Here is a 13702-nt window from a genome sequence, read left to right on the forward strand (position 1 = left end):
CCCCGCGAAGGCCGCCGCCTCAGGCGGCGGCCGTCTCCGCGGCCAGCGGCAGCCAGGCTTCGATCGTCGTGCCGGCGCCGGGCCGCGACTGCACGCGCATCGCTCCGCCTTGCGACTCGACGCGGTAGCGCATGCCCATCAGCCCGTGCGCGGTGCCGCGCACGGCGTCGGGATCGAAGCCGCGTCCGTCGTCCTTGACCGCGATGCGCGCACGGTCGCCGTCGCGGGCCAGCGTCACCGTCACGTGCCGCGCCGCGGCGTACTTGGCGATGTTGGTCAGCGACTCCTGCACCAGGCGGAAGGCAGTGATCTGGGCGCTGTCCTGCAGCGTCACGCCGTCGAGTTCGACCTGCACCGGGATCTCGGAACGCTGCGAGAACTCGCGCGCCTGGATTTCCAGCGCCGCCACCAGGCCCAGATTGCTGAGCGACGAGGGCCGCAGGTCTTCGATGATGCGGCGCTTGAGCCCGATGCCGTCGTTGATGGTGTCGTTCAGGTGCTTGAGCCGCGCCTCGGACTCGGGCGTCATCGTGCCGAGGCTGCGTTTGAGCCGCGCGGCGTCGAGCTTGGCGGCGGTGAGCAAGGCGCCCAGTTCGTCGTGCAGCTCGCGCGCCAGCCGGCTGCGTTCGTCCTCGCGGGCGGTCTGGAGGTAATTCGCCAGGTCGGTGAGGTCGCGCGTGCGCCGCGCGACCTCGGTCTCGAGGTGGTCCTTCTCGGCCTGAAGCGCCAGCGCGTGCTGGCGCTGCACCTCGTCGAAGTTGGCCGTCTGGCGCAGGAAGAGGATCAGGGCGAGCAGGCTGAGCGCCGTCATCGCGTTGACGCCGATGCGCTGCAGCCGCAGCGTCTCGTAGACGTCGCCGCGATCGGCGCGGATCAGCTGCGACTCGTAGTCCAGCAGTTGCTGGCCCAGCGAGCGGATGCGCTGCATCTTGTCCAGGCCGATGTTGGACATCAGCAGTTCGTGCCAGGCCTCGTGGCGGCCTTCGTCATAGAGGCGGACGGCGGTCTGCAGGTCCGACAGGCGCTGATCGACGGTCGTCGAGATCGCCTCCATCAGCTGCGTCGCCGCCGCGTCGCCGGCGAAATACGACTTCAGCCGCTGCACCGTCGGCGGAATCGAGGCCGCGGCGTTCTCGTAGGGCTGGAGGTACTCCTTGCGGCCGGTCAGCAGGTAGCCGCGCTCGCCGGTCTCGGCGTCGACCAGCGCGCCGCGCAAGGTCTGCAGATCGACGCGCGCGCTGCCGCGGATGCCGAGCTGGTCCAGCGACGCGACCGAGTCGCTGTAGGCCAGCTCGTTGATGAACAGGATGACCAGCGCCGCCGCCGCTGCCAGAGGCAGCGCCAGCACGCTGCGGCGCAAGCGCGATACCAGACCGAAACGCATCCACGTCCTCCCGCGCCAACGCTGGCGCCGATTCGTCTTTTACGCGGCGCCGCGCAGCCCTGCGCGCCGAAGGGGAGCGCCGGCTTCAGTTGAGCGCGCCGGGCACCGTCGCGCCGCCGCCTTCGGACAGCCGCAGGCAGTAGTTGATCAGCTCGTCGAGCTCGTTGGACTTGTCGAAGACGCGGTGGGCGCCGAGCGCCTGGCACTTCTCGCGCATGTCGGGCGTGGCGTAGTTGGTCAGCACGACACGTCGGCCGCGCACCCCGGACTGTGCCGCCTGGCGCAGCACGCCCAGACCGGAGCCGGACTTGAGGAAGATGTCGATGATCAGCAGATCGCAGTCCTCGGGCCGCGCGCGCAGCCAGTGCACCGCGCTGGACTCGTCGGCCGCGGTGCCGACGACCTTCACCGGCGCGAGTTCCTCGAGCGTGGCGACGAGGCTCTCGAGGATGATGGGGCTGTCTTCGACGATGAAGGCGTTGACGTCAGGCATGGGGGGCCGGCAGCACGCGGCTGCCGCGGGGTACGGGAACGGTCGGCTGGGGCGCGGGCTCCAGTGTGAAGGATGGCGGCGGCGGCGCTATCGCCACACGCCGCCATCGGACGTCGGACTCGTCCTACGTCACTGCGGCTGCGTGCCCGCCGCAGCCGGCTGGTTCTGCATGTCCTGGGCCCCGAACGGCGCCACCGGCTCCTGGGGCGGTGCGGCCTGCGCCGCAGCGTCGACGGCCGCCTGGCGTTCGTACTCGGCACGCAGCTCTTCGCCCTTGGCCTCGGCGTACTGCTCGCGCGCCATCAGCGTGCGCGGCGTGTCGCCGAGTTCGCCGTCCGGCGTCAGCGCGCCGGCCTGGCGCACTTCGCGGTAGTCCTCGCGCACCTCGGCGCGCGAAGCCGGCGCGGCCGCAGCGCCGGACGTGCCCGTCTGGGCGACGCCCGGCGTCGACAGCGCGGCCAGCGTGGCGGCAGCGGCGACGAGGGCGAGAGATCGGGATCGGTTCATGTCGTGCTCCTTGAGGCTGCGTCCCCGCGGGGACCATGACCCGAGGATCGCCGCCGCGCCAGCCGGCGTCTGTCGGCCTCCGGACCGAGGGCCTGTCGGCGGCTTCCGACCGTGGCGCCGGCCGACGCGCCGGGGCTGCCGCTCGTCCTACACGCGGCTGCGCGGCGCGCCGATACGGCGGCGGCGGCCACGGCGCCACAGTGGGCCCACATCCTGGAGCCACCATGAACCGCCACCCGATCCGCCTGAACGCGACGACGCCCTGGCTGCTGTGGGGCGCGGCGCTCGCCCTGGCCTTGCTGGCCGCCTACGTGCACCTGCTGACTTCCGCGGTCGAACGTGCGGCGGCCCAGCGCGCGGCGCCGCCGGCGGGCAACCGCGGCGCGCCGGCGCAAGGCGCGCAGGCGATGCCGACGCCGATCCCCGACTCGCACGTCGCCTTCATCGTCGTCCCCTGATCGCCCGGCGGCCCCGGGCCGCTTGATGTCGCTCAATGCCGACCCCGAGGACCGGCGAAGAATGGACCGCCGGTCCATCCTCGGAGGAGCGACATGCTGCAGATCCGGCTGCACGGGCGCGGCGGCCAAGGCACGGTGACGGCAGCCGAGATGCTGTCGCTCGCGGCCTTCGAGCAGGGCCGCCACGCCCAGGCCTTCCCCAGCTTCGGCTCCGAGCGCACCGGCGCACCGGTCGTCGCCTTCTGCCGCATCGGCGACTGCGAGATCCGATCGCGCGAGCCGGTGATGGCGCCCGACGTGCTCGTCGTGCAGGACCCGACGCTGCTGCACCAGGTCGACGTCTTCCAGGGCCTCAAGCCCGACGGCTGGGTGCTGATCAACTCCGGCCGCGACCTCGCCGCGCTGGGCCTGGCCGAGCTGGCCGCGCGGCTGCCGCCGGGCCACGCCGCCACCGTGCCGGCCAGCGAGATCGCGCTGGCGCGCCTCGGGCGGCCGCTGCCCAACGCCGCGCTGCTGGGCGGGCTGGCGGCGCTGGCCGGCATCGTCTCGCTGGAGGCGGTGGCGCAGGCCATCCGCGACACCTTCGCCGGCCGCGTGGCCGACGCCAACATCCTCGCCGCCGCCGACGCCCATGCCTGGGTGCTGGAGCACGCCGAAGGAGCCGCCGCATGCTGAAGCAGATCGAAGGCTCGCGCGCCGTCGCGCAGGCGGTGGCGCTGGCCCGCCCCGAGGTCATCTGCGCCTACCCGATCTCGCCGCAGACGCACATCGTCGAGGGCCTGGGCGAGCTGGTGAAGGACGGCAGCCTCAGCCCTTGCGAGTTTGTCAACGTCGAGAGCGAGTTCGCGGCGATGAGCGTGGCCATCGGCGCCAGCGCCGCCGGCGCACGCAGCTACACCGCCACCGCCAGCCAGGGCCTGCTGTTCATGGCCGAGGCGGTCTACAACGCCTCGGGCCTGGGGCTGCCGATCGTCATGACGGTGGCCAACCGCGCGATCGGCGCGCCGATCAACATCTGGAACGACCACAGCGACTCGATGAGCCAGCGCGACTGCGGCTGGATCCAGCTCTTCGCCGAGACCAACCAGGAGGCCGCCGACCTGCACCTGCAGGCCTTCAAGCTCGGCGAGGAGCTGTCGATGCCGGTGATGGTCTGCATGGACGGCTTCATCCTGACCCACGCCGTCGAGCGTGTGGACCTGCCGACGCAGGCCGAGGTCGACGCCTTCCTGCCGCCTTACGAGCCGCGCCAGGTGCTGGACCCGGCCGAGCCGGTGTCGATCGGCGCGATGGTCGGCCCGGAGGCCTTCATGGAGGTGCGCTACATCGCCCACGCCAAGCAGACGATGGCGCTGGAGCGCATCCCGCAGATCGCCGCCGAGTTCCAGGCGCGTTTCGGCCGCGACTCGGGCGGTCTGGTGCGCGGCTACCGGCTGGACGGCGCGAAAACCGTCGTCGTCGCGCTCGGCTCGGTGCTGGGCACGCTGAAGGACGCGGTCGACGTGCTGCGCGACGACGGCATGGCGGTCGGCGTGCTCGGCATCGGCTCGTTCCGGCCCTTCCCGCTGGCCGCGGTGCGTGCCGCGCTCGAAGGCGCCGAGCGGGTCGTCGTGCTGGAGAAGAGCTTCTCGGTCGGGCTGGGCGGCGTCGTCTCCACCGACGTGCGACTGGCGCTGTCGGGGCTCGTCCTGCACGGCCACACGGTGGTCGCCGGGCTGGGCGGGCGGGCGATCACGCAGGCCTCGCTGGAGCGCATGCTGCGCGACGCGGTGGCCGGCAAGCTCGGGCCGATCACCTTCCTGGACCTGGACTGGCGCATCGTCGAGCGCCAGCTGGCACGCGAGGCCGCGGTGCGCCGCAGCGGCCCGATCGCCGAGAACCTGCTGCGCGACCTGGGCGCCGCCGCGCCGCGCGGGAGCTGAGCATGGACGAGCCCGTCAAGTTCTACCAGACCGGCACCTTCACCGTCGGCAACCGCCTGCTGCCGAAGGAGCAGCGCACCGTGCAGGCCTCGCGCCAGCGCGGCAACGCGCTGAACTCGGGCCATCGCGCCTGCCAGGGCTGCGGCGAGGCGCTCGGCGCACGCTACGTCGTCGACGCCGCGCTGCGCGCCGCCGAGGGCCGGCTGATCGCCGCCAACGCCACCGGCTGCCTGGAAGTGTTCTCGACGCCCTACCCCGAGACCTCGTGGCAGCTGCCGTGGATCCACTCGCTGTTCGGCAACGCCGCCGCGGTGGGCACCGGCATCGCCGCGGCGCTGAAGGTCAAGGGCCGGCGCGACGTGCGCGTCATCGCCCAGGGTGGCGACGGCGGCACCACCGACATCGGCTTCGGCTGCCTGTCCGGGATGTTCGAACGCAACGACGACGTGCTCTACGTCTGCTACGACAACCAGGGTTACATGAACACCGGCGTGCAGCGCAGTTCGGCGACGCCGCCGGGCGCCCGCACCGCGACGACGATGGCCGTCGGCCCCGAGCCCGGCGCGCCCTTCGGCCAGGGCAAGAACCTGCCGCTGATCGCGATGGCCCACGCCATTCCCTACGTCGCCACCGCGACGGTGGCCGATTTGCACGACCTGGAGGCCAAGGTCGAACGCGCGATGGCGCTGCACGGCGCACGCTACCTGCACGTGCTGGTGCCCTGCCCGCTGGGCTGGGGCGCGGCCAGCCACGACACGGTGCGCCTGGCGCGGCTGGCCAAGGAAAGCGGCATCTTCCCGGTGTTCGAGGCCGAACACGGCGAGCTGACGGCGGTCTCGAAGATCCGCCGCCGCGTGCCGGCGGCCGAATACCTGCGGCTGCAGAAACGTTTCGCCCACCTGTTCGGCGAGCCCGGCCACCCGGAGATGCTGGCCGCGATCCAGGCGGGCGCCGACCGCAACGTGCGCCGCTTCGGGCTGGAGGACTGAGCATGGACAAGCCCTTCGCGATCACGCTGGACCCGGGCTCCTCGCTGGCCAACAAGACCGGCAGCTGGCGCACCGAGCGCCCGGTCTACACCGACCGCCTGCCGCCCTGCAACGCGACCTGCCCGGCCGGCGAGGACATCCAGGGCTGGCTGTTCCGCGCCGAGAGCGGCGACTACGAAGCCGCCTGGCGCCACCTGGTGCGCGACAACCCGCTGCCGGCGGTGATGGGCCGCGTCTGCTATCACGGCTGCGAAGGCGCGTGCAACCGCGCCAAGCTCGACGAGGCGGTCGGCATCAACTCGGTGGAGCGTTTCCTCGGCGACGAGGCGATCCGCCGCGGCTGGGCCTTCGAGCCGCCGGCGGCCGAGAGCGGCCGGCGTGTGCTCGTCGTCGGCGCCGGGCCTTCGGGGCTGTCGGCGGCCTACCACCTGCGCCGGCTGGGCCACGCGGTCACCGTCGCCGAAGCCGGCGCGGCGGCCGGCGGCATGATGCGCTACGGCATCCCCAAGTACCGTTTGCCGCGCGAGGTGCTGGACGCCGAGGTCGCGCGCATCGTCGCGCTCGGCGTCGAGCTGCAGCTCGGCACGCGCGTCGACCGCATCGCCGAGGCGATGCAGGCCGGCGCCTACGACGCCGCCTTCCTCGCCGTCGGCGCGCACATCGCCAAACGCGCCTTCATCCCGGCCGGCGACTCGGCGCGCATCCTCGACGCCGTCGCGCTGCTGCGCTCGATGGAAGACGGCGCGACGCCGGTGCTCGGCCGGCGTGTCGCCGTCTACGGAGGCGGCAACACCGCGCTGGACGTCGCACGCACCGCCAAACGCCTGGGCGCGACCGAGGCCGTCATCGTCTACCGCCGCACGCGCGAACGCATGCCGGCGCACGACCTCGAGGTCGAGGAAGCGCTGGAAGAAGGCGTGCAGGTCAAGTGGCTGTCCACCGTCGCCCACGCCGAGGCCGGCACGCTGACGATCGAGAAGATGCGCCTGGACGAACACGGCAAGCCGCAGCCCACCGGCGAATACGAGACGCTGGAAGCCGATTCGCTGGTGCTGGCGCTGGGCCAGGACGTCGACCTCGCCCTGCTGGCCGGCGTGCCCGGGCTGGACGTGCGCGACGGCGTCGTGCAGGTCGACCCGCAGACGATGATGACCGGCCATCCGGGCCTCTTCGCCGGCGGCGACATGGTGCCGGCCGAGCGCAACGTGACGGTGGCCGTCGGCCACGGCAAGAAGGCCGCGCGCCACATCGACGCCTGGCTGCGCGGCACGGCGCTGGCCGCCGAACCCAAGCACGGCCCGGCGCTGTTCGAGCGCCTGAACCCCTGGTACTACAGCGACGCGCCGAAGACCGAACGCGAACAGCTGGAGCTGGCGCGGCGCACCGACGGCTTCGACGAGGTGCAGCACGGCCTGACCGAGGAGAACGCGCTGTTCGAGGCGCGGCGCTGCCTCAGCTGCGGCAACTGCCTGCAGTGCGACAACTGCTATGGCGTCTGCCCCGACAACGCGGTGAAGAAGCTCGCACCCGGGCGCTACGCCGTCGACTACGACTACTGCAAGGGCTGCGGACTGTGCGCCGTCGAGTGCCCTTGCGGCGCGATCGACATGGTGGCCGAGCAGACCTGAGGCCGCACCCGGACGCCGGTGCTGCCGCCGCGACGGGCGGCGCGCCGACGCATCCCGTTACGTTTGTTCCCTACGCTCGCGGATGTCGCATCAAGCCGCGCAGGCGTTCAATGGCCTTCGTCATCCGGACGGGGGAATCATGGACACCGCAGGATTGCTGGCCTTCGTCGCTGCGATGCGCCAACGGCAACACGATCCGGCGCTGCCGCTGGAGCGGCGGGCGGCGCTGATGCGCCTGGCCGACGCGCTGGAGTTCCTGCTCGCCACGCTGGCGATGCCGGCGCTGGACGGGCCGAGGCAACACCCGGCCGAGGCGGCCAGCCGCGAAGCCGAGCAGGCCTGGCTGGCGCTGCGCGACGGGATGCCCGAGGCCTTGAACACCCAGTTGAAGACCTGGCTGGCGGACGCTTCGCGCATCACGGCCAAGCTGTCACGCCGAACCCGCGGAGAGCCGGCGCCGGAGGAGTACCGCACGCTGGGCGCGGACTTCGCCTTGCAGCCCTCATCCGCCGCGCCCGACGGCGCCAGTCCGGCGGCAGCGCCAGAAACAGCAGCGGCGGCCCCGGCTCCGGCCGACGACGCGCGTTTCGGCGCCAGCGCACCGTCGCGCGTGGCGCCGGGGCGCGAGTTCGTCGCCGAGTTCGTCGCCTACCCGGCCGGCCAGCAGGACGCCGCGCGGGCGCTGCTGTCCCAGCCGCACACGACGCTGGAAGTCGGCGCCAGCGCGCCGCTGCAGCGCGGCGTGCGGCTGGACGTCACGCTGCGCGGCAGCGCCTTCGTGCCGGCCGACGGCGAGAGCGCCACCCAGAGCTTCGTCTGGCAAGGCGCGCCGCTCAAGCTCGCCTGGGCGCTGCAGGCGGCGGCCGGCACGCCGGGCGAGGCGCTGCTGCGTTTCGACGTCGCGATCGACGGCATCGTCGTCGCCCGCGTGCGCCTGGCGCTGGAGGTCGCGGCCGCGGCGCCGCCCGACGCACCGCCGGCGCGCGCCGAAGAGACGCCGATCGCCCAGCGCGCCTTCGCGTCCTACGCCTCGGCCGACCGGCTGCGTGTGCTCGACCGCGTGGCCTCGATCCGGCTGGCGGCGGGCATCCGCGTCTTCCTCGACTGCCACGACCTGCACCCGGGCAAGGCCTGGCAGCCGCAGCTCGAACGCGAGATCGACGGCAGCGACCTGTTCCTGCTGTTCTGGTCGGCTGCGGCGGCGCAGTCGGGCTGGGTGCGCTGGGAGTACGAACGCGCGCTCGAACGCCTGGGCGACGAGCGGCTGCAGGTGCACCCGCTGGACAACGGCGTGCCGCCGCCGCGTGCTCTGGCGCACCTGCACCTGGCCGACGCCTACATGGCGCTGCGCCAGGCCGAGCAGCAAAGCCGCGCCGCGACGGCAGGCTGAGGGAGACGAGCATGGACGAGGACACCCCGCTGACGCTGCGCCTGCGCGCCGGCGCGCTCGACGACCTGCCGCTAGGCGTGCTACGGCTGGGGCTGGACGGCCGCATCCGCTACGTCAACCGCGCCGCGGCACGGCTGGCCGGGCCCGAGATGCAGCCCGGTGCGACGCTGCGTGCGATGCCCTTCGAAGCCGAGAGCGTCGCCCGCCTGGACGACGAGATCCGCCGCCGCCACCGCGCCCAGCGCGCCAGTGCCTACCCGCTGGCGCTGAACCGTCCCGACCGCGGCCCGGGCGTGCGCGTGCACCTGCAGGTCGTCGGCCTGCCCGAGTACGACGCCGAGGGCCGGCTGGCCGGCTCGCTGGGTTTCATCGAGGACCGCACGCTCGAGCTTGCGGCGCTGGCGATCCACGAGGCCATCGGCGCGGCCGACGACTGCGAGCAGCTGCTCGACTCGCTGGCCGGCCAGCTCGACGAGGTGATGCACTTCGACGCGATGCTGGTCAGCATGATCAGCGAGGACCGCTCGGCGGTGCGGCTGCTGCATTCGCGCCCGGCAATGGCGGTCTCGCACGCCTGGGGCTGGTGGCCGATGCCGGAGATGGTGCGCGCCGACCTGGACGAGCTCGACGGCACGCGCGTCGACACGGTCGCCGAGCTGTTCGCGCGCGAGCCCTATGCCGGCCTGGCCCGGCACGACGTCGCGACGCGCGACTTCATCGACGCCGGCTGGCGCCACATGCTGCGCCGGCCGGTGTTCCGCGACGGCGCGCTGGCCGCCATCCTGACGCTGCTGCGCCGCGAGGACCGGCCCTTCGACGACGACGATGCCGAGCGTGCGACCCAGTTGCCGATCGTCGAGGCGGTGAACGTCGCGCTGGCGCTGGACCGCCAGCGGGCGCTGGAGTTCGAGCTCGAGCTGATCGGCAGCATGGGCCAGGCCGCGGGCAACCTGTCGGACGTGGCCTGCGTGCTCGTCGACGGCCTGCGGCGCACCCGCGGCTGGGACCACGTCTCGCTGTTCCGGGTCGACCACGACGAGCGCGTCGCCTCGCTGGTGCACCAGTCGGCCGCGCCCGGCGCCGAGCTGCCTGACGGCTATCGCCAGGCGCTGGCGAGCGGCGTGCTCGGCGAGGTCGCGCTGTCGGGGCGCGCGCTGCGGCTGGGCGACGTGCGCACGAGCACCTGCTACACCGCGGGCGTCGCCGGCACGGTCTCGGAGATGTGCTTGCCGGTGCCGGGCCAGCCGGTGCGCTGGCTGCTGAACCTGGAGTCGTCCAGGAGCAACGCCTTCGCCGCGGCCGAGCAGGCGTCGATCGAGCGCACGCTGAAGGTGGCCGGCCTGATCCTAGACCGCTCCTGGGCGCTGGAATTCAACACCGCGCTGCTGGACGCGGTGGCCGACGCGGTGATCCAGACCACCGCGCGCGGCGAGATCCAGGCCGTCAACCCGGCCTGCGAGGCGCTGACCGGCCTGCCGCGCGAAGCCCTGCTCGGGCGCCAGTTCGCCGAGCTGCTCAGCGCGCCCGGCCACGAGGCCGACCCGCCGGGTTATGCCGAACGCCTGGTCGAGATGCCGCGCCTGCTGTCCAGCGAAGTCGAGCTGCGGGCGCGCGACGGCACGCAGGTGCCGGTGCTGCTGTCGGGCGCCTCGCTGCCGCCGCAGATCGGCGGCAAGGTCTACGTCGCCAGCGACCTGCGCTTCCGGCGCGAGGCCCAGCGCATGGACTCGCTGCGCCACGTCTACTCGCAGGTGGCCAACGAGATCCGCGTGCCGCTGTCGCTGGCCAGCACCTACCTGCGCGGGCACACGGGCGGCGGCGACGACAACGGCACCGATGTGCTCGACAAGGCGCTGCGCCAGCTGCTGCGCGCCGACCTGTCGCTCGAACGCGTCGCGCGGCTGGCCTCGACGCCCGAGGACGGCGAGCTGCCGCTGCGCGTCGTCAGCCTGGACCAGCTCGCCGCGCAGCTGCACGACGACCTGCCGCGGCGCCAGCAGAAGACGGTGGACCTGCTGCCCGACCCGCTGGCGCCTCCGGTGCTGGCGGCGCCGCCCGAGCTCGCCTTCTGCGCGTCCAGCCTGCTCGCCTTCCTGCTGCGCATGCGCGCGCAGGACGACCGCATCCGCATCCGCGTCGACGGCGGCCATGCGTTGCCGCGGCTGTGTTTCGAGCTCGCCGACGAACGCGGCGACCCCAGCCCGACGCGGCTGGAGCCGCGCAGCGACGAGGAACGCGAGTTCGCGCTCGCAGAAGGCGTGCTGCGCACGCTGATGCGGCGCATGCGCGGCCAGCTCGTCGTGCAGCAGCACCTCGGGCTGTCGCTGGCGCTGCGGCTCAGCGCCGCCGAAGGAGGCTGAGGTGCTCTGGCAACTGATCGTCCACCACGACGAGGACATGCGCGAGATGCTGGAGGACGGCGTGCGCGCCGCCTTCGCCTCGCTGGGCCTGCCCGCGCGCCCGATCGAGAAGGGCAACATCGAACGCGCCGGCCGTGCGCTCGAGGACCACGGGCTGGACAACTGCAGCCTGGTCGTCGTCGGCTCCAGCACGCCGGCCGACGCGGCCTCGAGCATCGGCCTCACCGGACGCGAGCCGACGATGCAGTTCATCCGCCAGCTCAAGAGCTTCTGGCAGCAGCTGCCGGTGATCGTCATCTCCAACGCGCCCGACGAGCGCCTGGCCGGCTTCCTGGAGGCTCATGACCGCACCGCGCTGCTGGCCGCCGACGCGCGCCTGGGCGAGACGCTGCGCGACGCGGTGCGCACGCTGGTCGGCGGCCAGCCGCGACTCAGCGCCGCCTGCGTGCGCCTGCACATCCACCTGCGCGACCGGCGCAGCGCCAGCTGGGAGATGCTGCGCACCGGCGGTGCCAAGCTGCGCACCTTCCGCTCCAGCGGCACGCTGGCCATCGACACGCGCAAGCTCGACGACATCCTCGACGAGTCGGCACGCCTGGACGCCGACGTCTCGCAGGACAGCTTCCGCCCGCGTTCGTTCGCCCGCCTGTCGCGCGACCTGTCGGACCTGCTGTTCAGCGGCTCGGCCGACAACGCCGACTGCTGGAGCAAGTTCAGCCGCCAGCGCGACGAAGCCGGCGGCATGGGCCACATGCGCGTGCGCGTCACCGTCGACGACGAGATGCACACGCTGATGCTGGAGGCGCTGCGCGACCCCAGCGCGGCCAGCCTGGCCGACTGCTGGATCCTCAACGCGCCGATGTACCGCCACGCGATGCCGCGCGGCAGCGAACCGCTGTTCCGCGACGCCGACAGCCGCAACGGCCCGATCAACGCCCTCGTCATCCAGGCCGACGCGGCGCCCGGCAACATCCCGCTCGGCGACGAGCGCGTGCTGCCGCTGGCCGGCCTGCCGCACACCGCGGACGAGGCGGCCTGGCTGGAGACGCTGCTGCGCGCGCAGGGCGGCGGCCAGGTGCGCCGGCTCGACCTCGGCGACGCCGACCCGGCGCCCCCCGAGCAGCGGCTGATGAAGGCGCTGGGCGAGGAGGCGCCGCCTCAGGGCTGGCACCTGGTTCACTTCTGCGGCCACGCCGTCAACGCCCGGCCGCTGGGCGCGAGCCTCGTGCTGCGCGCCGATCGCGGCGGCGCGCTGCCGGTGCACCGCCTGGCGACGGCGCTGGCGCGCACCCAGTTCCTCTACCTCAGCGCCTGCCACAGCACCAAGGACCCGACGGTGCTGCGCGCCCTCGAGCAGCAGGTGCCCGCGGTGCTCGGCTACCAGTGGAAGGTGCCCGACGAGCGCGCCAGCAACTTCGCGCGCCTGTTCTACGGGGCGCTGTTCGAACGCGGCGCGCCTTCGTACCGCTACCTCGAGTACGCCTTCATGCGCGCCCGGCGCCGTGCCTACGAGCAGGCGATGCGGGAAGCCGAGACGCGGCTGCTGGCCGACGGCGGCGACCCGCAGGCGAGCGTCGAGGACACGCTGCGCGACCACTCGTGGATCTCGCCTGTGCTCGTGATGCAGATGGACTGATACCCCTCATTCGAGGGGGTTGGACGGCGATTTTCAGCGCCGGACGGGGCGAGCGCGCCGGTCCGGCCGCCGCGCGAACGGCGCCGGCACGGCCGATTTCATTCGTGCGCAGAGCTCCCGAGGCCCGCCGGACCCCGGCAATTTGTCATAGATCAGAGCCGCGACACATTCAGCGTTGCGGGGGTGTCACGACATGTTGACGCCCCCACCCTGTCAGCGTAGCGTTACACATGTCGGTAGGGAGAAATCCGAGGGCTACAGAAGCCAACCCACGTGCGGGTCGAGCACGGAAACTGGTCCATGTCTCTGAAGGAGAAACGCAATGGCAGATGATGCAAACAAGGTTTGGCCGTCCGGCCTGACCACGGCTGAAGCCGAAGAACTGCAAAAGGGTCTGGTTGATGGCACCCGTATCTTCGGTGTCATCGCCGTCCTGGCTCACATCCTGGCGTATGCCTATACGCCGTGGCTCCACTAAGTCACTAGCAGGAATTAAAAAATGAACCAAGGCAAAGTCTGGCGCGTCGTTAAGCCGACCGTTGGTGTTCCCGTTTACCTGGGCGCCGTGGCCGTCACGGCCCTGATCCTGCACGGCGGCCTGCTGGCCAAGACCGACTGGTTCGGTGCCTACTGGAACGGCGGCAAGAAGGCTGCTGCGGCTGCTGCTGCTGCCGCCCCGGCCCCGGTCGCGGCTCCGCAAGCCCCGGCGCAGTAAAGAGCGTCTGTCAGCGTATGTCCGGCATGGGGCTGAGGTTCGCGGACCTCGGCCCCATGTAGTTTCAGGCGCGGCGCAGTGCCCATGGCTTCTGTGAAAAAGCGCCGCCACAGGACCCGGACACGTCCGAACCGCTGACGCGGCGGACGAGCTTCTCCCCACCCAATGCCCTCGGTAGCGCCGGCCTCGTGCCGGCGCTTCTGTTTCCGGGCCCGGCACG

The 13702-nt window shown here is 72.5% G+C and carries 13 protein-coding genes; 10 read left to right on the forward strand and 3 right to left on the reverse strand.

Going from position 1 to position 13702, the window contains the following annotated elements:
* Positions 1-19 precede the first annotated feature (19 nt).
* The 3 genes from RGE_RS13945 to RGE_RS23275 form a co-directional block, all read right to left on the reverse strand.
* Positions 20-1384 carry a CHASE3 domain-containing protein gene (locus RGE_RS13945; RefSeq protein ID WP_014429061.1) on the reverse strand — a complete coding sequence of 455 codons (1365 nt, stop codon included), beginning with the start codon at positions 1382-1384 and terminating at the stop codon, positions 20-22.
* 85 nt (positions 1385-1469) lie between these two features.
* Positions 1470-1877: a response regulator transcription factor gene (locus RGE_RS13950; RefSeq protein WP_014429062.1), complete on the reverse strand. Its 408-nt coding sequence runs from the start codon at positions 1875-1877 to the stop codon at positions 1470-1472.
* Positions 1878-2006: 129 nt separating this feature from the next.
* Positions 2007-2384 (reverse strand): DUF4148 domain-containing protein, encoded by a 378-nt coding sequence (locus RGE_RS23275; RefSeq protein WP_014429063.1) that lies wholly within the window; start codon positions 2382-2384, stop codon positions 2007-2009.
* A 224-nt stretch (positions 2385-2608) separates the two neighbouring features.
* Between RGE_RS23275 and RGE_RS13960 the strand changes: the two genes are divergently transcribed.
* The 10 genes from RGE_RS13960 to RGE_RS14005 all read left to right on the forward strand — a co-directional run bounded on the left by RGE_RS13960 (position 2609) and on the right by RGE_RS14005 (position 13482).
* Positions 2609-2842, forward strand: a complete 234-nt coding sequence (locus RGE_RS13960; protein WP_014429064.1) for a hypothetical protein — start codon at positions 2609-2611, stop codon at positions 2840-2842.
* A gap of 93 nt (positions 2843-2935) precedes the next feature.
* Entirely contained in the window at positions 2936-3517 is a 582-nt protein-coding gene (locus RGE_RS13965; protein ID WP_014429065.1) for a 2-oxoacid:acceptor oxidoreductase family protein, read from the forward strand.
* Positions 3511-4764, forward strand: coding sequence for a 2-ketoisovalerate ferredoxin oxidoreductase subunit alpha (porA, locus tag RGE_RS13970; RefSeq protein ID WP_014429066.1), 1254 nt, complete (start codon positions 3511-3513; stop codon positions 4762-4764). Before RGE_RS13965 ends, porA begins: the two co-directional genes overlap by 7 nt.
* Before the next feature lie 2 nt (positions 4765-4766).
* Positions 4767-5753, forward strand: a complete 987-nt coding sequence (locus RGE_RS13975) for a thiamine pyrophosphate-dependent enzyme (RefSeq protein ID WP_043784114.1) — start codon at positions 4767-4769, stop codon at positions 5751-5753.
* A gap of 2 nt (positions 5754-5755) precedes the next feature.
* On the forward strand, positions 5756-7381 hold the full coding sequence (locus tag RGE_RS13980; protein ID WP_014429068.1) for an NAD(P)-binding protein: 1626 nt from the start codon (positions 5756-5758) through the stop codon (positions 7379-7381).
* Positions 7382-7556: 175 nt separating this feature from the next.
* The gene (locus tag RGE_RS13985; RefSeq protein ID WP_232504932.1) at positions 7557-8771 is read left to right on the forward strand and encodes a toll/interleukin-1 receptor domain-containing protein; all 1215 of its coding nucleotides are present in this window, start codon (positions 7557-7559) and stop codon (positions 8769-8771) included.
* Between the two features lie 11 nt (positions 8772-8782).
* The gene (locus RGE_RS13990; protein ID WP_014429070.1) at positions 8783-11131 is read left to right on the forward strand and encodes a PAS domain S-box protein; all 2349 of its coding nucleotides are present in this window, start codon (positions 8783-8785) and stop codon (positions 11129-11131) included.
* A 1-nt stretch (position 11132) separates the two neighbouring features.
* Complete coding sequence (locus RGE_RS13995; protein ID WP_014429071.1) at positions 11133-12767, forward strand: CHAT domain-containing protein; 1635 nt, start codon at positions 11133-11135, stop codon at positions 12765-12767.
* A gap of 322 nt (positions 12768-13089) precedes the next feature.
* A complete protein-coding gene (gene pufB, locus RGE_RS14000) occupies positions 13090-13245 on the forward strand; it encodes a light-harvesting antenna LH1, beta subunit (protein WP_014429072.1) in 156 nt (51 codons plus the stop codon).
* A 21-nt stretch (positions 13246-13266) separates the two neighbouring features.
* Positions 13267-13482 (forward strand): light-harvesting protein, encoded by a 216-nt coding sequence (locus RGE_RS14005; protein WP_043784119.1) that lies wholly within the window; start codon positions 13267-13269, stop codon positions 13480-13482.
* The last annotated feature ends 220 nt before the right edge of the window (positions 13483-13702 follow it).

Origin of the sequence: Rubrivivax gelatinosus IL144 (assembly GCF_000284255.1) — a bacterium.
In the GTDB taxonomy this organism is placed as follows: domain Bacteria; phylum Pseudomonadota; class Gammaproteobacteria; order Burkholderiales; family Burkholderiaceae_C; genus Rubrivivax; species Rubrivivax gelatinosus_A.